At 45.5% G+C, this 18,171-nt stretch carries 18 protein-coding genes and 10 tRNA genes; 9 read left to right on the forward strand and 19 right to left on the reverse strand.

Features of this window, described 5'->3' with window-relative positions:
• The 14 genes from L1076_RS09695 to lolB all read right to left on the reverse strand — a co-directional run bounded on the left by L1076_RS09695 (position 1) and on the right by lolB (position 5,656).
• Positions 1 to 75, reverse strand: a tRNA-Gln gene (locus L1076_RS09695).
• Between the two features lie 30 nt (positions 76 to 105).
• Positions 106 to 190 (reverse strand) — tRNA-Leu (locus tag L1076_RS09700).
• Between the two features lie 33 nt (positions 191 to 223).
• Positions 224 to 298: transfer RNA gene (locus L1076_RS09705), tRNA-Gln, on the reverse strand.
• 16 nt (positions 299 to 314) lie between these two features.
• Positions 315 to 399 (reverse strand) — tRNA-Leu (locus tag L1076_RS09710).
• Between the two features lie 26 nt (positions 400 to 425).
• Positions 426 to 510: transfer RNA gene (locus L1076_RS09715), tRNA-Leu, on the reverse strand.
• Between the two features lie 73 nt (positions 511 to 583).
• A tRNA-Met gene (locus L1076_RS09720) sits at positions 584 to 660 on the reverse strand.
• An 80-nt stretch (positions 661 to 740) separates the two neighbouring features.
• Positions 741 to 815: transfer RNA gene (locus tag L1076_RS09725), tRNA-Gln, on the reverse strand.
• A gap of 31 nt (positions 816 to 846) precedes the next feature.
• Positions 847 to 931, reverse strand: a tRNA-Leu gene (locus tag L1076_RS09730).
• Between the two features lie 39 nt (positions 932 to 970).
• A tRNA-Met gene (locus L1076_RS09735) sits at positions 971 to 1,047 on the reverse strand.
• 284 nt (positions 1,048 to 1,331) lie between these two features.
• Positions 1,332 to 2,423 carry a redox-regulated ATPase YchF gene (gene ychF / locus L1076_RS09740; protein ID WP_038872793.1) on the reverse strand — a complete coding sequence of 364 codons (1,092 nt, stop codon included), beginning with the start codon at positions 2,421 to 2,423 and terminating at the stop codon, positions 1,332 to 1,334.
• Positions 2,424 to 2,433: 10 nt separating this feature from the next.
• On the reverse strand, positions 2,434 to 3,024 hold the full coding sequence (gene pth, locus L1076_RS09745) for an aminoacyl-tRNA hydrolase (RefSeq protein ID WP_237303554.1): 591 nt from the start codon (positions 3,022 to 3,024) through the stop codon (positions 2,434 to 2,436).
• A gap of 151 nt (positions 3,025 to 3,175) precedes the next feature.
• The gene (locus L1076_RS09750; RefSeq protein WP_010446481.1) at positions 3,176 to 4,120 is read right to left on the reverse strand and encodes a ribose-phosphate pyrophosphokinase; all 945 of its coding nucleotides are present in this window, start codon (positions 4,118 to 4,120) and stop codon (positions 3,176 to 3,178) included.
• A gap of 28 nt (positions 4,121 to 4,148) precedes the next feature.
• Complete coding sequence (ispE, locus tag L1076_RS09755; protein ID WP_045404878.1) at positions 4,149 to 5,021, reverse strand: 4-(cytidine 5'-diphospho)-2-C-methyl-D-erythritol kinase; 873 nt, start codon at positions 5,019 to 5,021, stop codon at positions 4,149 to 4,151.
• A complete protein-coding gene (lolB, locus tag L1076_RS09760) occupies positions 5,018 to 5,656 on the reverse strand; it encodes a lipoprotein insertase outer membrane protein LolB (RefSeq protein WP_105068422.1) in 639 nt (212 codons plus the stop codon). The genes ispE and lolB overlap by 4 nt, the downstream gene beginning before the upstream one ends.
• Before the next feature lie 134 nt (positions 5,657 to 5,790).
• Between lolB and hemA the strand changes: the two genes are divergently transcribed.
• From hemA to ybaK, 8 genes are all read left to right on the forward strand, one after another.
• Positions 5,791 to 7,047 carry a glutamyl-tRNA reductase gene (gene hemA, locus L1076_RS09765; protein ID WP_038872799.1) on the forward strand — a complete coding sequence of 419 codons (1,257 nt, stop codon included), beginning with the start codon at positions 5,791 to 5,793 and terminating at the stop codon, positions 7,045 to 7,047.
• 29 nt (positions 7,048 to 7,076) lie between these two features.
• Entirely contained in the window at positions 7,077 to 8,165 is a 1,089-nt protein-coding gene (prfA, locus tag L1076_RS09770; protein ID WP_038872803.1) for a peptide chain release factor 1, read from the forward strand.
• 3 nt (positions 8,166 to 8,168) lie between these two features.
• A complete protein-coding gene (gene prmC, locus L1076_RS09775; RefSeq protein WP_237303555.1) occupies positions 8,169 to 9,026 on the forward strand; it encodes a peptide chain release factor N(5)-glutamine methyltransferase in 858 nt (285 codons plus the stop codon).
• Between the two features lie 41 nt (positions 9,027 to 9,067).
• Positions 9,068 to 9,451 (forward strand): SirB2 family protein, encoded by a 384-nt coding sequence (locus tag L1076_RS09780; RefSeq protein WP_038872806.1) that lies wholly within the window; start codon positions 9,068 to 9,070, stop codon positions 9,449 to 9,451.
• Positions 9,452 to 9,456: 5 nt separating this feature from the next.
• The gene (locus L1076_RS09785) at positions 9,457 to 10,266 is read left to right on the forward strand and encodes a SirB1 family protein (RefSeq protein WP_038872810.1); all 810 of its coding nucleotides are present in this window, start codon (positions 9,457 to 9,459) and stop codon (positions 10,264 to 10,266) included.
• A gap of 51 nt (positions 10,267 to 10,317) precedes the next feature.
• Complete coding sequence (gene kdsA, locus L1076_RS09790; protein ID WP_038872813.1) at positions 10,318 to 11,169, forward strand: 3-deoxy-8-phosphooctulonate synthase; 852 nt, start codon at positions 10,318 to 10,320, stop codon at positions 11,167 to 11,169.
• A 303-nt stretch (positions 11,170 to 11,472) separates the two neighbouring features.
• Positions 11,473 to 13,134 (forward strand): bifunctional UDP-sugar hydrolase/5'-nucleotidase UshA, encoded by a 1,662-nt coding sequence (gene ushA / locus L1076_RS09795; protein WP_237303556.1) that lies wholly within the window; start codon positions 11,473 to 11,475, stop codon positions 13,132 to 13,134.
• Between the two features lie 92 nt (positions 13,135 to 13,226).
• A complete protein-coding gene (gene ybaK, locus L1076_RS09800; protein ID WP_038879809.1) occupies positions 13,227 to 13,700 on the forward strand; it encodes a Cys-tRNA(Pro) deacylase in 474 nt (157 codons plus the stop codon).
• Between the two features lie 64 nt (positions 13,701 to 13,764).
• On the opposite strand, the gene rluF is transcribed toward ybaK, so the two are convergent.
• The 3 genes from rluF to L1076_RS09815 form a co-directional block, all read right to left on the reverse strand.
• Positions 13,765 to 14,880 carry a 23S rRNA pseudouridine(2604) synthase RluF gene (gene rluF, locus L1076_RS09805; RefSeq protein WP_237303557.1) on the reverse strand — a complete coding sequence of 372 codons (1,116 nt, stop codon included), beginning with the start codon at positions 14,878 to 14,880 and terminating at the stop codon, positions 13,765 to 13,767.
• Positions 14,881 to 14,983: 103 nt separating this feature from the next.
• Positions 14,984 to 15,565, reverse strand: a complete 582-nt coding sequence (gene smrA / locus L1076_RS09810) for a DNA endonuclease SmrA (RefSeq protein WP_039977112.1) — start codon at positions 15,563 to 15,565, stop codon at positions 14,984 to 14,986.
• A 132-nt stretch (positions 15,566 to 15,697) separates the two neighbouring features.
• The gene (locus L1076_RS09815; protein WP_020198127.1) at positions 15,698 to 15,838 is read right to left on the reverse strand and encodes a DUF3149 domain-containing protein; all 141 of its coding nucleotides are present in this window, start codon (positions 15,836 to 15,838) and stop codon (positions 15,698 to 15,700) included.
• A 260-nt stretch (positions 15,839 to 16,098) separates the two neighbouring features.
• Here L1076_RS09815 and L1076_RS09820 point away from each other — a divergent pair.
• Positions 16,099 to 16,175 (forward strand) — tRNA-Pro (locus tag L1076_RS09820).
• A gap of 304 nt (positions 16,176 to 16,479) precedes the next feature.
• On the opposite strand, the gene L1076_RS09825 is transcribed toward L1076_RS09820, so the two are convergent.
• Entirely contained in the window at positions 16,480 to 16,902 is a 423-nt protein-coding gene (locus tag L1076_RS09825) for a hypothetical protein (protein WP_038872828.1), read from the reverse strand.
• A 174-nt stretch (positions 16,903 to 17,076) separates the two neighbouring features.
• Positions 17,077 to 17,949, reverse strand: a complete 873-nt coding sequence (locus L1076_RS09830; RefSeq protein WP_095760825.1) for a TraB/GumN family protein — start codon at positions 17,947 to 17,949, stop codon at positions 17,077 to 17,079.
• Positions 17,950 to 18,171 lie beyond the last annotated feature (222 nt).

The raw sequence follows: 18,171 nt of genomic DNA on the forward strand, positions 1-18,171 counted from the left end.
TGGCAGGGCTACCTGGATTCGAACCAGGGAATGGCGGCATCAAAAGCCGCTGCCTTACCGCTTGGCGATAGCCCTACAATGCTCTAATAAAAGAGACTTTAATAATGGTGCGGTCGGAGAGACTTGAACTCTCACACCTTGCGGCGCCAGAACCTAAATCTGGTGCGTCTACCAATTCCGCCACGACCGCATAACTACTGAGTAAACTCAATAATTAAAATAGTGGCAGGTCTACCTGGATTCGAACCAGGGAATGGCGGCATCAAAAGCCGCTGCCTTACCGCTTGGCGATAGACCTGCAGGCAATAAATATATGGTGCGGTCGGAGAGACTTGAACTCTCACACCTTGCGGCGCCAGAACCTAAATCTGGTGCGTCTACCAATTCCGCCACGACCGCATATATTTATTTAAGTTGTTTCAAGATGGTGCGGTCGGAGAGACTTGAACTCTCACACCTTGCGGCGCCAGAACCTAAATCTGGTGCGTCTACCAATTCCGCCACGACCGCATCTTGAAATCTATTAACCATTAGTTAATTGGTAAAAACTAATCGTTATAACTTTTCTTTCATTAAGAAAGAATGGTGGCTACGACGGGATTCGAACCTGTGACCCCATCATTATGAGTGATGTGCTCTAACCAGCTGAGCTACGTAGCCATCTTTTTGAGCGAGACAATATAAACCTTCAAGCTCTAAGTGACAACCCTTTTTCTTAAAGGAATCCCACTTTGGAATAATGGCAGGTCTACCTGGATTCGAACCAGGGAATGGCGGCATCAAAAGCCGCTGCCTTACCGCTTGGCGATAGACCTGCAGGCAGTAGTATTTCTACCACTTAATACATGGTGCGGTCGGAGAGACTTGAACTCTCACACCTTGCGGCGCCAGAACCTAAATCTGGTGCGTCTACCAATTCCGCCACGACCGCATCTATTCCTAACAATTCTAATAAAAGAACGTTTAGGAATGGTGGCTACGACGGGATTCGAACCTGTGACCCCATCATTATGAGTGATGTGCTCTAACCAGCTGAGCTACGTAGCCAATACCATGTTTTCCGTTCTCGTCGCTAAGTTGCCTTGTTGTCGGGAACGGCGCGCATTATGCGAAGTTGAGTGAGATCCGTCAACAGTTTTTTTCAATAAATCCCGCAAAATCCATCGTTCGCTTCCTTTTTAAACAAAGAGGCGTGTTTATGATCTAAAACTGGAAATAAATTGGCTTGGAGCGAGGGAGTTTATTTTGTGTTGTTTATGAAAGGTATAAAAAAAGCCAGCATGCTAGCTGGCTTTTTTTGTAAATGAAGTGTTTAAAATTCATTCACTTAGTTATACGTTGAAGCGGAAGTGTACAACATCACCATCTTTAACGATGTATTCTTTACCTTCTAGACGCCATTTACCCGCGTCTTTCGCACCGCTTTCACCGTTGAATTGGATGAAATCATCGTAGCCGACAACTTCTGCACGGATGAAGCCTTTTTCAAAGTCAGTGTGGATTTTACCAGCTGCTTTAGGTGCGCTTGCACCAACAGGGATTGTCCAAGCACGAACTTCTTTCACGCCGGCGGTGAAGTAAGTGTGTAGGTTAAGCAGTTCGTAACCTGCACGAATTACACGGTTTAGACCAGGTTCTTCGATGCCGAGATCTGCAAGGAACTCTTCACGCTCGTCGTCTTCTAGCTCAGCCATTTCTGATTCGATAGCCGCACATACTGGAACAACTACGTTGTTTTCTTTTTCCGCGTACTCACGTACAGCGTCTAGGTATGCGTTATCTTCAAAACCGTCTTCGTTCACGTTAGCGATGTACATAGTCGGTTTTAGCGTCAGGAAGTTCAGGTAACCTACTGCTGCTAGCTCTTCTTTAGAAAGCTCAACAGTACGTGCCATGCCGCCTTCTGTCAGAACTGGAAGTAGCTTCTCTAGCACAGTCAGTTCGAATTTCGCGTCTTTATCGCCGCCTTTTGCTTTTTTAGCGTTACGCTGAATCGCACGCTCACAAGCATCAAGGTCAGCCATTGCTAGCTCAAGGTTGATAACTTCAATATCTTCGATTGGAGATACTTTACCAGCAACGTGAACGATGTTGTCGTTTTCAAAACAACGTACAACGTGACCAATCGCGTCAGTTTCACGGATGTTCGCTAGGAATTTGTTACCTAGACCTTCACCGCGTGATGCACCAGCAACGAGACCAGCGATGTCTACGAATTCCATTGTAGTAGGCAGAACTTTCTGTGGGTTAACGATCTTCGCTAGTGCGTCTAGACGTAGATCTGGCACAGGAACCACACCAGTGTTTGGTTCAATGGTACAGAACGGGAAGTTTGCTGCTTCAATACCCGCTTTAGTTAGTGCGTTAAACAGAGTTGATTTACCAACGTTAGGTAGACCAACGATGCCACATTTAAAACCCATGATAGTAACCTTATTCAGCTTTGAACGTGTGGAGGCGATTTTGCGCTTTTGATAGGCCATCCTTTATTAGGATGTCTAGACAACGAACCGACTCATCGGCTGCGGCGTCTAGTAGCTCTTGCTCTTTCGCTGGAGCTTTGCCTAGTACAAAACCTGCCACTTTATCTTTGTGTCCCGGATGGCCGATGCCGATACGAAGACGATAAAAATCTTTGTTATTGCCCATTTTGCTAATCGTATCACGTAGGCCATTGTGACCTCCGTGACCACCACCTTTCTTAAACTTAGCGACACCTGGAGGTAAGTCTAGCTCGTCATGAGCAACCATGATCTCTTCTGGTTTAATTTGATAAAACTTCGCTAATGCCGCGATCGCTTTACCAGAAAGATTCATAAACGTGGTGGGGATGAGCAAACGGAGATCCTGGCCATTGACCATAATGCGTCCGGTTAGGCCAAAGAACTTTGGTTCGTTCTTCAGGCTAACGTTGTGAACGCGAGCTAATTCTTCTACAACCCAAGCGCCCGCATTGTGGCGAGTTTTGGCGTATTCTGGTCCCGGATTAGCAAGACCAACAAGAAGTTTGATTGGTTGAGTCAAGGTTAGGATCTCTCTGGAATCTCAAAAAGCGCAGTATGATAGCACAGAATTCTCACAGTGGGCGACCAAGGGATTTTCTGCCTATCGATACAAATAAAAAAACACCCCAAAGAGGGGTGCTTTTAAAATCAGTCTAACTGAAATGTTCGTATTAGTTGAACATTGCAGAGATTGACTCTTCGTTGCTGATACGACGAATCGCTTCAGCTAGCATGCGAGATAGGCTTAGTGTGGTCACTTTGCCAGTTGCAGCCATCTCTTTAGATAGAGAGATAGAGTCAGTTACGATAACTTGGTCAAGAACAGAGTTCTTGATGTTGTCTGCAGCGTTGCCAGAGAAAACAGCGTGAGTTGCGTAAGCGAATACACGCTTAGCACCGCGTTCTTTTAGCGCTTCAGCTGCTTTACATAGTGTGCCACCTGTATCGATCATGTCATCAACGATCACACAGTCACGACCTTCAACGTCACCGATTAGGTTCATTACTTCAGAAACGTTTGCACGTGGACGACGCTTGTCAACGATAGCGATGTCGATGTCGCCTAGTGCTTTCGCTGTTGCACGAGCACGAACTACGCCACCTAGGTCAGGAGAAACCACTACTGGGTTTTCTAGACCACGAGATTGCATATCTTCTAGCAGTACAGGCGTACCGAAGATGTTATCAACAGGTACATCGAAGAAGCCTTGGATTTGCTCAGCGTGTAGGTCGATAGTCAGAACGCGGTCAACACCAACGTTAGATAGGAAATCAGCAACAACTTTTGCAGTAATTGGCACACGAGAAGAACGTACACGACGATCTTGGCGAGCGTAGCCGAAGTAAGGAATAACTGCAGTGATACGGCCTGCTGAAGCACGGCGCATTGCATCAATCATAACAACCAATTCCATTAGGTTGTCGTTAGTCGGTGCACAAGTGGATTGAATGATAAAAACATCGCTACCACGAACATTCTCGTTGATTTGAACTGCAACTTCGCCATCAGAAAAGCGAGAAACAGATGCATCACCTAGAGAGATGTAAAGACGATCAGCAATACGTTGGGCTAGTTCAGGTGTTGCGTTACCAGCAAATAGCTTCATATCAGGCACGGTGGAAACCTCGGGTTTGCGTCCAGTTTTAAATAGGTCGGTGTTGGGCTGATTGGTATTCAGCCAAAGTCTCTTTTAGTGGCGAGATATTGCGCCCTTGAGCGACAAATGCCGAGACATTATCAGAGAGTTGTGCAAGGATAGCTTTTGCTTCCGCTTTGCTTGAAAATTCAGCAAAAACGCAAGATCCTGTCCCCGTCAATCTTGACGGCGCGTATTGTAGCAGCCATGAAAGTTGCTTATCAACCTCTGGGTAGAGCATTCGTACAATTTTTTCGCAATCGTTTACGCTTGGCGTGTTTAAAAGCGTTTCTAAATCGCGTTTTGGCGTGTTTCGAGTCAAATCCGGATGACTGAATATGTCGACGGTTGCAATGGAAACATTTGGACGAACGACCAAATACCATTTCTCATCTGGATGAGCTGGCGAAAGTTTCTCGCCAACACCTTCCGCAAACGCTGCAAAGCCACGCACAAAAACGGGTACATCAGCACCAAGCGCAAGGCCGATTTCGGCTAGCTCACCATCATTCAGATTGGTTTGCCATAGGTAATTAAGCGCAACTAAGGCCGTTGCCGCATTAGATGAACCTCCGCCAATACCACCGCCCATAGGTAAGATCTTATGAAGATCGATATGTGCACCGTATGAGCAATTAGCGTAGCGTTGCAACGCCGTGGCAGCTTTCCAGATCAAGTTGTCTTTTAGAGGAACACCTTCAATTTCAGGTGAAATAGTGATCTCGCCAGAGCCATTCGCTTGGATGCTAAGTTCATCGCCGTGATCGACGAATTGGAATAAGGTTTGTAATTCGTGGTAGCCGTTTTCAGTTCGGCCATTGATATAAAGAAAGAGATTCAATTTCGCTGGTGAAGGCCAGCGGGTTGAAAATTCGATCATTGGGTGATGTTCCATTTTGTGATCACTAAATTAATTTTTACGTCTGCTGTGCTCAGCTTTAACTTGTTTGGTAGAGGCAATGTCTGTTGATGCCATTCAATGTCACCATAGCGTTGATACGCGATGTTCCAATCATTCGGGCCGATCTGTTTATCGAGCGCTTGTAATGTATTGGTTGGTGAAAGCTGGAAAGAGTCTGCATCGGTTGGCAAGCCGAGTAGCCAATCTGGCATGTGGTCGACTGGCATCATCAAACCGGTCAAACGGAAAATGAGTTGGTTAGCATCACGAGCAGAGAGCACTTGGTCATCGTACGTTTCGACCGTCGCACCTTGTGGTGTAATCGTGAGCTTTAATGCGGTTTGACCAAGTAGAGTAGTTAAGCGCAATTGGCTTAAGGTGGAAGAGTGTTTCCAGAAAAAATTCAGACTTTGCCTTTGGTCGGGGCCAATGTAGCCAAGCTTTCCCGTGGCTTGAAAGTTATCAATGGTTTCTAGTCGCTGTTCATGTGCTTGCCACTCAACGCTGGTGACACTCTCAGGAACAGAACTACAACCTGCAAGTACTATGCTCGATAAGAGCAAGATGAGAAAGGAGCGTAAGGTCATGTTTGATGGCTTATTAATCAGTTTCATCGGTAATCGCTCACAACTATAGCATTGAAAACAGAGACGAAGGAAAACAAATCCTGCTTACCCTTTCAATAAATGCGTGCTTACAGTAAAATTCTGAACCTATTTTATAACCGATCTCAGAGATACCACGTTAGATGTCCTTGCTTGCTATTGGAATCAATCACAATACAGCGTCTGTTGACTTGCGAGAGAAAGTGGCGTTCGGACCCGATAAACTGGGCCCAGCACTTGAGCAACTCAGAGACCACGAAGCCGTTAATGGCAGTGTGATTGTTTCAACCTGTAACCGTACCGAAGTGTACTGCGACGTAAAGCAAGGAGCGCGAAATAAGCTTATCGACTGGTTAGCCCAGTTCCATCAAGTTAATCAAGAAGACTTGATGCCGAGCCTTTATGTCCATGAAGAGCAAGCGGCGATTAAGCACTTGATGCGTGTTTCTTGCGGCCTTGATTCACTGGTACTTGGTGAGCCTCAGATTTTGGGTCAGGTAAAACAAGCGTTTTCCGATTCCCGAGATCATCAGGCGGTGGATACGTCGATTGATAAGTTGTTCCAAAAAACTTTTTCTGTCGCAAAACGTGTTCGAACTGAAACTGATATTGGTGGTAATGCGGTGTCAGTGGCTTACGCTGCTTGTACACTGGCAAAACACATCTTCGAATCACTTTCTGATTCTACGGTGTTGTTGGTGGGCGCGGGCGAAACCATCGAACTGGTGGCGAAGCACTTAGCCTCCAATGGCTGCAAGAAAATGATTGTGGCTAACCGAACCAAAGAGCGTGCATTGTTATTGGCAGAGCAATTTGGTGCTGAGGTGATCAGCCTGAATGAAATTCCTGACCATCTACCAAGAGCGGATATCGTAATTAGCTCAACAGCGAGTCCGTTACCTATCATCGGTAAAGGCATGGTGGAAACGGCATTGAAAAAACGTCGTCACCAGCCAATCTTGCTTGTAGATATCGCCGTGCCACGAGATGTGGAAGCGCAAGTCGGTGAATTGAGCGATGCTTACTTGTATTCGGTGGATGACTTACAGTCGATCATCGATAACAACATTGAGCAACGTAAAGTCGAAGCGATTCAAGCGGAAGCGATTGTTAGCGAAGAAAGTGCAGCATTCATGACGTGGATGCGCTCGCTGCAAGCGGTCGACAGTATTCGTGATTATCGTAAATCGGCGAACGAAATTCGTGAAGAATTATTGAGTAAGAGCCTACAATCATTGGCAACGGGCGCAGATCCTGAAAAGGTCCTGCGTGAGCTTAGTAATAAACTCACCAACAAACTGATTCACGCTCCTACTCGTGCATTGCAAAGTGCGGCCGAGCAGGGCGAACCAGCAAAATTAACGGTTATCCGCCAGACCCTTGGTTTGGATGATCTGTAACTCACGCTTTTTATTAAGAAAACGACACTATGAAAGCCTCTATTCTGACTAAGCTAGAAACGCTAGTAGAACGTTACGAAGAAGTACAACATCTTCTTGGTGATCCTGATGTAATTGGTGATCAGGACAAATTCCGTGCTCTATCAAAAGAGTACTCGCAGCTAGAAGAAGTAACTCAGTGCTTCCAAGCGTATCAGCAGGCAAAAGAAGATCTAGAAGCCGCTGAAGAGATGGCGAACGAAGACGACGAAGAAATGCGTGAAATGGCGCAAGAAGAGATCAAAGAAGCAAAAGAGGCGATTGAGCGTCTTACCGACGAGCTTCAAATCTTATTGCTACCAAAAGATCCAAACGACGAGCGTAACTGTTTCTTAGAAATCCGTGCGGGCGCAGGTGGTGACGAAGCGGGTATCTTCGCAGGTAACTTGTTCCGCATGTATTCTAAGTTCGCTGAGAAGAAAGGATGGCGCGTTGAAGTGATGAGCAGCAATGACTCAGAACAAGGCGGCTACAAAGAGATGATCGCGAAAGTGAGCGGCGATGGCGTTTACGGTGTGCTTAAGTTTGAATCAGGTGGTCACCGTGTACAACGTGTACCAGAGACTGAATCTCAAGGTCGTGTTCACACTTCAGCGTGTACCGTGGCAGTGATGCCTGAGATCCCAGAAGCGGACTTACCAGAAATCAAAGCAGCCGATCTGAAGATTGATACATTCCGTGCATCTGGCGCGGGTGGTCAGCACGTCAACACCACGGATTCTGCAATCCGTATTACCCACTTACCAACAGGTACAGTAGTAGAGTGTCAAGACGAGCGTTCACAGCATAAGAACAAAGCGAAAGCGATGGCAGTACTTGCTGCTCGTATCGTTCAAGCGGAAGAAGAGCGTCGTGCTGCAGAAGTCTCTGATACACGTCGTAACCTACTAGGTTCTGGTGACCGTAGTGACCGTATCCGTACTTACAACTACCCGCAAGGTCGTGTATCTGACCACCGCATTAACCTAACTATCTACCGTTTGAACGAAGTGATGGAAGGTGACCTGCAAAGCTTGATTGAGCCAGTGGTTCAAGAGCACCAAGCAGACCAACTTGCGGCGCTAGCTGAGAACAACTAATCGATGAGCCAAGTTCAATCGATTGAGCAAGCACTGAAAAGTGCAACGGCAATTCTGACAGAAGGCGGCAAAGAGTCGCCTTCTCTCGATGCGGCTGTCCTCCTTTGTCACGTCCTAGGCAAACCAAGAAGCTACCTGCTCACATGGCCAGAAAGAGCATTAGAAGCGGAACAACAAGCTCAGTTTGAGATGTTGTTAGAAAGACGCATCGCAGGTGAACCAGTGGCTTACATCATTGGTGAACGTGAGTTCTGGTCTTTGCCGTTAAAAGTCTCCCCTTCTACCTTAATTCCAAGACCAGATACCGAATGTTTGGTTGAAGTCGCACTAGATAAAACCTTTGATCAGACCGGGCCGATTCTTGACCTTGGTACAGGCACAGGAGCGATTGCCTTAGCTTTAGCGTCTGAAATGCCAGCGCGTCAAGTGATGGGCGTGGATTTAAAGCAAGAAGCAAAAGAGCTCGCAGAGTACAACGCGGCGCAACTAAACATTAAAAATGTGACGTTTGACCAAGGTAGCTGGTTTGAACCTATTGCCAGCGGAACAAAGTTTGCTTTAATTGTCTCCAATCCACCATATATCGACGAAAAAGACCCACACCTATCTCAAGGTGATGTGCGTTTTGAGCCAAAATCTGCGCTTGTTGCAGACGAGAATGGCTTAGCGGACATTCGATATATCTCCGATCTTGCTCGTCAATATTTGCAAGAGGGTGGATGGCTTGCTTTCGAGCATGGTTACGATCAAGGTGATGCAGTACGCGAAATCCTGACGAACTTTGGTTTCGAGCAAGTGATGACAGAAAAAGATTACGGCGATAACGACCGAGTGACGCTTGGTTGCTTTAAGCCAAAATAATAACGAGCAAGTCAGCAGTAAACTTATAAAAGAGAAGAGAAATGTACGTAGCTCTAAAACACATTCACTTGGTGACGATCGCGCTGAGTGCAACACTATTGTCTATCCGATTTGCGTTGTTGATGATGAATTCTCCGAAACTCAACAATCGCTTTCTGAAAATTTTCCCGCATATTGTTGATACCGCGCTACTGCTATCTGGTATCGGTCTGATCATGGTGACCGGCTTTATTCCATTTACGGATGCCGCGCCTTGGTTAACCAACAAGATCACTTGTGTGTTGGCGTACATTGCTCTTGGTTTCTTTGCGATGAAGATGGCGAAGAACAAGTTGCTGAGAATCTTTGCTTTCTTCGGTGCTTTAGGCTGGTTGGTTATGGCCGCGAATATTGCCGTTTCTAAAAATCCAAACCTATTTGGGTAATCTTCATGCTTGAACTTTTTGACGAAGATTTTGACAACATCCCGTTGGTGGAAGGCGCCTTAGAGCTGAACCATTCCATTAACCCAGAAACCAATGTTCATTGGGCAAAACAAGAATTAGAGCGTCTGTACAAAGAAGCAGAAGCGACACTTGTTCATGAAACCGATGAAGAGCAACGCTTTGACTCATTCTTGCGCCTATTCTTCCATGAATGGGGATTTAAAGGGGATGAGCAAGAGTATTTTATCTCTGACAACAGCTTTATTGATAAGGTGCTAGAGCGTAAGAAAGGCATTCCAGTTAGCCTTGGTGCTATTTTGCTTTATCTTGGCAATCGTCTTGGTTTCCCGATGAAAGGGGTGACATTCCCAACTCAGTTCTTGATTAAGCTGGATTGGATGCACAAAACACCAGATTACATTAATCCGTTTAACGGTGAATACGTTGGCGAGAAAATTCTTCAAGCATGGTTGATTGGTCAAGAAGGTCCACTTGCGACGCTTAAACCTGAACATTTTGAAGAAGCCGATAACCCTACTGTCATTGGCCGTTGGTTAGCTTTGATTAAAAGCGCGATGCTGCGTGAAGAGCGCTACACACTGGCACTGCGTTGTACCAATCTTGCGTTGACGTTTGTACCTGATGACCCGTATGAAATTCGTGACCGTGGCTTTATCTTCCAGCAGTTAGAGTGTCTTCAGGTTGCCGCTTCCGATTTTGAGTACTTTATTGACCAATGCCCAGACGATCCGGCATCAGAGCTACTAAAATCACAAGTTAATGCGATGAACGAAAAGCACGTCACGCTTCACTAATTTTATCAATAGGCCGAAAGGCATATTGAGGACAGACAAAAGAGAATCAAAATGGAACAGAAAATCGTTAATATTGGCGACATTCAGGTTGCTAACGACAAGCCATTCACACTGTTTGCTGGTATGAACGTTCTTGAGTCTCGTGATCTTGCTATGCAGATCTGTGAGCACTATGTAAAAGTAACCGACAAGCTTGGCATTCCTTACGTATTTAAGGCATCGTTCGACAAAGCAAACCGCAGCTCTGTCCATTCATACCGTGGCCCTGGTCTAGAAGAAGGTATGAAGATCTTCCAAGAACTGAAAGACACGTTTGGCGTAAAGATCATTACTGATGTTCATACTGAAGCACAAGCTCAACCAGTGGCAGACGTGGTTGACGTTATTCAGCTTCCTGCATTTCTAGCTCGTCAAACTGACCTTGTTGAAGCAATGGCGAAAACAGGCGCGGTTATCAACGTGAAGAAACCTCAGTTCATGAGTCCAGGCCAAGTGGGTAACATTGTTGAGAAGTTCGCAGAATGTGGTAACGAAAACATCATCCTATGCGAGCGTGGCTCTTGCATGGGCTACGACAACCTAGTTGTAGACATGCTTGGTTTTGGTGTAATGAAGAACGCATCAAAAGGCAGCCCAATCATTTTTGACGTAACGCACTCATTACAAATGCGTGATCCATCGGGCGCGGCATCTGGTGGTCGTCGCGAGCAGACGGTTGAACTGGCAAAAGCGGGCTTAGCAACAGGCATTGCGGGTCTGTTCATCGAAGCGCACCCGACTCCAGACCAAGCTCGCTGTGATGGACCATCTGCATTGCCTCTAGACAAACTAGAGCCGTTCCTAGCGCAAATGAAATCGCTAGACGATCTAATCAAGAGCTTTGCAGACATCGATATCAAATAATCGATCGTTGTGAATGTTTGAATGAAATGGTCAGCCCGCGTGCTGGCCATTTTTGTATCGACACATTGATTCTGCCTCACTATCCTTTTCTCGCTTCCTTATCCCACCTTGATTATGTCTATAATCTGTTTAAATTTGCGGCTATTCAGTTCGCATAAGTAAAGTACGTCGCAGAAACATGAAATCAATATGTTAGTGTTTTACACTATCTCAAGTTTTTGCGTCTCAATAAGTAAGAGTTGAGTTAGTTCTTCTCATTGAGCGTGCAATGCAGTGGACCCCAGACGATAAAAAGGTAAAACAATGAAGCAACGCCTGATTGTAAAAACCGCTTTAAGCGCCGCTATTCTGGCTATTTTAGCCGGATGTGCAACGCAACCAGCACACGAATGGAATGAAGATACAACGTACAAATTGACTGTACTGCACACCAACGATCATCATGGTCGTTTCTGGCAGAATAAATACGGCGAGTACGGCATGGCTGCGCGTAAAACGCTGATTGATGAACTGCGCACAGAGATTCAAGCGGAAGGGGGCAGTGTGCTACTCCTATCAGGTGGCGACATCAACACAGGTGTACCTGAGTCTGACTTGCAAGATGCAGAGCCTGACTTTAAAGGCATGAGCAAAATTGGTTACGATGCGATGGCGCTCGGTAACCACGAGTTCGACAACCCACTAGAAGTGCTATTCAAACAGCAAGAGTGGGCAAACTTTCCGATGCTGTCTGCCAACATTTACGACAAAGAAACTGGCAAGCGCTTGTTCCAACCTTATGCCATGTTCAACAAGCAAGGCATCAAGATCGCTGTTATTGGTTTAACCACTGAAGACACGGCGAAGCTAGGTAACCCTGAATTTATTGGCGAGGTTGATTTCCGTGACCCGAAAGAAGAAGCGAAGAAGGTCATCGCTGAGCTAAAAGAAACTGAGAAGCCAGACCTTATTTTTGCAGTGACACACATGGGCCATTACGAAAATGGCAACCGTGGTGTGAATGCTCCCGGTGATGTGGCATTGGCTCGCTACCTAAATGAAGGTGACTTGGACATGATAGTGGGTGGTCACTCTCAAGAGCCTGTTTGTATGGAAGGTCCGAACGTCATCAAAAAGAACTTCATGCCAGGCGATGAATGTAAACCTGATGTGCAAAATGGGACTTACATTGTGCAAGCGTATGAATGGGGTAAGTTTGTTGGCCGCGCGGATTACGAATTCCGTAATGGTGAGCTTTCTATGGTGAGCTACGATCTGATTCCAGTCAACTTGAAGAAAAAAATCAAAGTGAACGGCGAATCACAACGTGTGCTGATTCAAGATGAGATAAACCAAGATGAGACATTGCTTGAGTTTTTACGCCCTTATCAAGAGCAGGGTCAAGACAAGCTCAATGTGAAGATTGCTGAATCGAATGGGAAACTTGAAGGCGACCGTAACGTGGTTCGTTATCAGCAAACCAATCTTGGTCGTTTGATTGCAACTGCCCACATGGAGCGTGCTAAAGCGGACTTCGCTGTCATGAACTCAGGTGGCGTTCGTGACTCCATTGAAGCCGGTGATATTACCTACAAAGACGTACTAACGGTACAACCGTTTGGCAACATGGTTTCTTACGTCGATATGTCGGGTAAAGAAGTCTTAGATTACTTAAATGTAGTCGCAACTAAGCCCGTAGATTCAGGTGCTTATGCTCAGTTTGCGGGCATTTCTATGACTGTGGAAAATGGCAAGGTTTCGAACGTATTCATTGGTGAAAAGCAGTTACGCCTCGATGGCAAATACCGCTTTACCGTACCGAGCTACAATGCGTCAGGCGGTGATGGCTACCCGAAAGTAAATACGCATTCAGGCTATGTCAATACAGGGTTTACAGATGCAGAAGTGTTGAAAGAGTTCTTACAAACGCACAGTCCGATTGACGTAAATGAGTATGCCCCTTCTGGTGATATTGTTTACAAGTAAAAAGCGATTGACTCAAACTCGCGGATACCATTAACTTAAAGCGCTGCTACCGATAATGGAGCAGCGTTTTTTGTTTTATGAGGAGAATCTTGATGACTCCGGCCATTAATCTTGCGAAAAAGAAAAAAGTATCACACACCATTCACCAGTACGAGCACGACCCACGAGCGGACAGCTATGGATTAGAAGCGGCAGAAGTATTGGGACAAGATCCAAAGAAAGTCTTTAAAACGCTGCTGTTCTGTTTGAACGGTGAGCCTAAAAACCTAGCCGTTGCCATTATTCCTGTCGACCAAAAGCTGAATCTTAAATTGGCAGCGAAAGCGGCGAAGGGCAAAAAGGCCGATATGGCTGATCCGGAAATTGCACAAAAGACCACAGGATATGTTGTTGGTGGGATTAGCCCACTTGGACAAAAAAAAGCGCTGCCTACCTTTCTACATGAAAGTGCAATAGATCAAGACACCATCTGCGTGAGTGCGGGTAAGCGTGGTTTAGAAATCGAGTTAGCCCCGAAAGATTTGCTGAGTTTAACTCGTGGTCAATTTGCACCGCTGTGCTTGTAAGTTTAAGACAAGCAAAAAGGACGCTCATGAGCGTCCTTTTTTGATCTTACCATTCAGTGAAGCGTTATTTCTTCAGGCTCAATGTGCCACCAGAACGTTTTGCAGGTTTGCTTGGCTTAGCGGCATTTGAGTTCATGTAATGCTGCTTAGGTTTACTCGGTGATTGAGGCTTTTCAGTTTTACCATATTCACCTTGAGGCTTAGTGCGTTCATTTTGTGGCTTTGCGTTGTAATGCTCTTTTGTTGGGCGTGCTTTTTCATCATCACGTTGACGACGCTGTTGGCCTTTTTTCGAATTCGGTGCATGACGAAATTCATCAGCATTGTTACCACGGAAAGTTCGTGTCTTCTGGTTACGACGAGCAGTAGAGTCTTGGTTTTCTTCACGGCTATCAAACAGCTTTGCGTCGGTCGCTTTACGAATATTACGCCCTCTAGAGTCTGTTTTTGATGCTTCTTCCGTACCCACTGAGCCTTCACACATTGCTAGGATCTCTGCCATTTCGTCGTCACTTAGGTAACGCCACTTACCATTAGGAATACCATCAAGTGAGATGTTCATAATGCGTACGCGACGCAGTTTGAAAACTTCGTAGCCTAGCGCTTCACACATACGACGGATTTGACGGTTCAAACCTTGTGTTAACACGATACGGAAAGAGAATTTGGTCTCTTTCTCTACTTTACAAGGCAGAGTCACCGTATCAAGGATCTTCACACCGCTCGACATCTGCTTAAGGAATTCGCCGGTGATAGGTTTGTCGACACGCACCACGTATTCTTTTTCGTGGTTGTTGCCTGCACGCAAAATCTTGTTCACGATGTCGCCATCGTTTGTTAGGAAGATCAAACCATCTGAAGGTTTGTCCAGACGACCAATTGGGAAGATACGCTTTTTATGACCGATGAAATCAACGATGTTACCAGGGATATCACGCTCAGTGGTGCAAGTGATACCGGTTGGCTTGTTCAAGGCAATGTAAATTGGCTTTTCTTTTGCCGCAACGGGGTTGCCATCGACGCAAACATCATCACCAGGTAGCACTTTTGTGCCCATCTCTGGTTGTTGACCATTAATGGTGACGCGGCCTTGCTCGATAAGGCGGTCTGCTTCACGGCGCGAGCAGAAGCCCGTTTCGCTGATGTATTTGTTTAAGCGTTTTGTGTTGTCTTGTGACATGTCGTCTCCTAACGTTTCACAACGGCGGTTAATTGAAGTGCCTTACTGCTAGATAAAGCAGCAAGACGAGATAAGGTCGGGCATTCTAGCACCGGGAGAGCGCTTAGCCTAACCGTTTTTGATGACGTTCTCGCGTCTCAAGCTTCTTCTCGGGGCTCTTTCTTAATAGAACGTACACAGCACCGCTACCACCGTGAAACCGTTGCGCACTGTGTACACACTGCACTTCGCGGATTTGCTGCAACCAACTGCTGACAAAACTTTTCATTAAGGCTGGTGGATTAGAACGTTCACCACGGCCATGCACTATTACCACGGTACGAATGTCCATTTGAATGCATTGCTTAAGGAATTTTACGACTTCGTCACGCGCTTCTTTCAACGTCTTACGGTGTAAATCAAGACGAGCTTGTATCGGGTATTTGCCCAAACGTAGCTTACGATAGACACCGTCTTGTACGCCATCACGTTTGAACTCGATAAAGTCATCTGGTTTCAGCATTTCTGCATGGTCAATCGACAAGTATTCAGGATCGTCTTCAGTTAACCAAATTGCTGCCTCGCGTTTAGCAAGGTGTGCATCGGTAACTTGGTGAACCTTTTTGTGTTCGGCGGTGTCATTGCTGATTGGCTTTACATCGCCCATCATCTGTTGGAACAGATCAAAATCGTCATCGTGAGACATAACGGCAATCTCATAAAGAACAGGATAAGTAGAGACAATTATATCAAGGACGGGTGTGAAAAGATCAAATAAAAAACCGGAGCAGGCAGGTTACCAACTCCGGTGCAAAGCGTTTCTAGAGCTAAGCGAGATCTAGTGAGGAGATTTGTCGTTCATGATCTTGTAAATGAAGAAACCGCTGAAAAACAACATCAGTCCAATTGTCCCAAAGATTACTATCATTGACGATAGTCCCACCGCATTACCAAATAGGAGTTCAAGCCAAAAGTCCATGTGTTTCCTCCAAGATAGTTCCGACATGGACCAAACTAATAGGTGGTGCTTTTTTACACACTGATCTGGATCAATTATGTTGCCAAGGTTAATAGTCTGTATTTTATTGTGGGTTCTTAGTCACATTTCACGTGCTAGTGTTCAGTAATTCATCAAACGAATTAAGACATTAGGTTTTTTCGCAAAAAGCACTTGCGTCTCTCAAAAGAATCCGTAATATACGCATCCGTTGACGGGGATAAGTCCTCAGTTAAACATCTCGGTGAATAGCGCAGCTTGGTAGCGCATCTGGTTTGGGACCAGAGGGTCGGGGGTTCGAATCCCTCTTCACCGACCATATTAGAGAAAAAGGCCCTACAGAAATGTAGGGCCTTTTTCGTGTTTGGTGATATTTATTTGGAACCAGAGGGTCGGGGGCTGGAATGCCAGTCCAATCGAATCCCTACTTCACCGACCTATTTTAGAAAAGCCGCAACAGAAATGTTGCGGCTTTTTACGTTTACGGTTTTTTTGAGTCGGGAGCGCTTCGCTTTAGGAATTGAGAGGTGTTAGCTAGAGGGCTAATGAAGTGCACTCGGCTTTGAAAGTTGTTGATGGAACTTGTTCCTAGAAAGACAAAACAAAGTCGCTTCCCATTTCCGCTATTTCACATCACAACTAATATCTTTAATTGGTGTTTCGGATGTGGTGAAACAGACATAAACCGTTTGTGGATTGTTTGGTCCTACCTTGATGTAGCCAGCTTGAAGTTCATCTTCATCAAACGTCACAGAGTGTGATTTCCCTGTTTTGCCATCGAAGTATTCGGCTTCAAAATTCTGATTGATTAGATGTGCGACGCGATTGCGAGTATGGGCAGTAGAAAAAGTAATGTTCGCACAGCGCATCATAGGTTTTTGGGTAATTAAGAACTGACCACTTTCTTTATCGAATACACCACCTTTAGTTTCTGGGGCGATATCGACGGGCTGGAATTCTTCAATCGTGCAAGATGGCTTGGCATTCGCTAACGAAGGTAAAAGTAGTGCGCTGGCTAGACATAATAATGAGGCTTTGAACGTCATAAGGCTCTTATCAAATTTGAGATTGTGTACAGGTTGAGTCGATAGTATCGGATAGATTGCTGGATTTGTCAGCGAAGCGTAAGTGTAGACTCAACAGCGTGGGTGCGGTGTAAGAGGATGTAAGTGCCCCGTCAATCAGGGCACTGATGTTCGTAGTGTAAATATTGTGCCCGTTTAGATGTCACAATCTGCTTTGCTAGTATTGCCCAGAGCTTCGATGTTAAAGCCGCGTTTTCTGAGTAAATCGATCAAGTTGTCTTTACCAACTAAGTGCAAGCTACCGACCACAATGGTGTATTGACCTGCTTTCTTTGGCAGTACACTGCCTGAATCTAGCTTTTCAGCCCAATCATGGTTGCGCTCATACAGGAAAGCCTCATTAAATGCATCGGTAGACTCTGCGCTTTTAGACGCATCTTCTAGAGAGTTACCATCTCCAGTCTTCCAACTGTCGATCAAGCACTGTACCAAAGCCTCACCACCGTCATATTCTTCGATAGAAGAGAGCAGTAATTCTTTCCCGCCATCTTCTTGTCCAGCAATTAAGTCTAACTGAAATTGTACCGTTTCGAGTGGAATCACTGGCACATTTTGCTTATCAGCAAGCGTCATTAAGTGCATGTCGACACCTTGGTCTGAGGCATAGCCTAACTTATTCACTAGCAAGAGCTGAATCGTCAATGCCGCCGACCAAGGAGGTGCATTGAGTAGTTGTTCTTCCGGTAATCCAAGATCTTTTGCGATGTCAGCCAAGTGCTGACGTTGTTGTTTATCGAGGATGTCTTTCGTAAGTAGTTTTGTTTTTGGAAATGCAGCCCCTTCGGTATTTCTGATATCCGCTTCGATGATCAAACCGTCACTGTTGTTGAGGAACTGAGTCACGGCTTTCGGTAAAGGGTACATGCTTTTGTCGCCCACATGGACAGAACCAATAATCATGTATTCGGTGTCTCCTTTTTTTACCAACCAGTGTTGTGGCTCTGCTTGTGCGGAGTAGGAGGTGAAAAAAACAATCAAAGATGACATGACAGACAAGAGTCGAAACATATTTTGCTCCTCGAATTCAATATGCACCTTATCTATAACATGGTTCGGCAAAATCGTCATTTCTAAAAATATTGACGAGTTTTGACGGCATGGAAATGAGATCTAATTCACGAAAGCACTTCAATTGAGTTTGTTGTTAATGGATTACTAAATAACCAATAGTGATCAAAATCCTATAAAACCCGTCTAAACCCATCGATATTCGTGATTGAGATCGCAACA

The sequence above is a fragment of the Vibrio sp. MMG023 genome (assembly GCF_021654215.1).
Classification (GTDB): Bacteria; Pseudomonadota; Gammaproteobacteria; order Enterobacterales; family Vibrionaceae; genus Vibrio; species Vibrio jasicida.

Excerpts from the sequence above, each read along its gene's own strand:
- L1076_RS09780 (WP_038872806.1), top strand. The coding sequence starts at position 9,068 with ATGTACGTAGCTCTAAAACACATTCACTTGGTGACGATCGCGCTGAGT.
- L1076_RS09785 (WP_038872810.1), top strand. The coding sequence starts at position 9,457 with ATGCTTGAACTTTTTGACGAAGATTTTGACAACATCCCGTTGGTGGAA.
- ispE (WP_045404878.1), bottom strand. The coding sequence starts at position 5,021 with ATGATCGAATTTTCAACCCGCTGGCCTTCACCAGCGAAATTGAATCTC.
- L1076_RS09815 (WP_020198127.1), bottom strand. The coding sequence starts at position 15,838 with ATGGACTTTTGGCTTGAACTCCTATTTGGTAATGCGGTGGGACTATCG.
- ychF (WP_038872793.1), bottom strand. The coding sequence starts at position 2,423 with ATGGGTTTTAAATGTGGCATCGTTGGTCTACCTAACGTTGGTAAATCA.
- kdsA (WP_038872813.1), top strand. The coding sequence starts at position 10,318 with ATGGAACAGAAAATCGTTAATATTGGCGACATTCAGGTTGCTAACGAC.
- L1076_RS09825 (WP_038872828.1), bottom strand. The coding sequence starts at position 16,902 with ATGACGTTCAAAGCCTCATTATTATGTCTAGCCAGCGCACTACTTTTA.
- rluF (WP_237303557.1), bottom strand. The coding sequence starts at position 14,880 with ATGTCACAAGACAACACAAAACGCTTAAACAAATACATCAGCGAAACG.
- lolB (WP_105068422.1), bottom strand. The coding sequence starts at position 5,656 with ATGAAACTGATTAATAAGCCATCAAACATGACCTTACGCTCCTTTCTC.
- ybaK (WP_038879809.1), top strand. The coding sequence starts at position 13,227 with ATGACTCCGGCCATTAATCTTGCGAAAAAGAAAAAAGTATCACACACC.
- prmC (WP_237303555.1), top strand. The coding sequence starts at position 8,169 with ATGAGCCAAGTTCAATCGATTGAGCAAGCACTGAAAAGTGCAACGGCA.
- ushA (WP_237303556.1), top strand. The coding sequence starts at position 11,473 with ATGAAGCAACGCCTGATTGTAAAAACCGCTTTAAGCGCCGCTATTCTG.
- prfA (WP_038872803.1), top strand. The coding sequence starts at position 7,077 with ATGAAAGCCTCTATTCTGACTAAGCTAGAAACGCTAGTAGAACGTTAC.
- L1076_RS09830 (WP_095760825.1), bottom strand. The coding sequence starts at position 17,949 with ATGTTTCGACTCTTGTCTGTCATGTCATCTTTGATTGTTTTTTTCACC.
- smrA (WP_039977112.1), bottom strand. The coding sequence starts at position 15,565 with ATGTCTCACGATGACGATTTTGATCTGTTCCAACAGATGATGGGCGAT.
- hemA (WP_038872799.1), top strand. The coding sequence starts at position 5,791 with ATGTCCTTGCTTGCTATTGGAATCAATCACAATACAGCGTCTGTTGAC.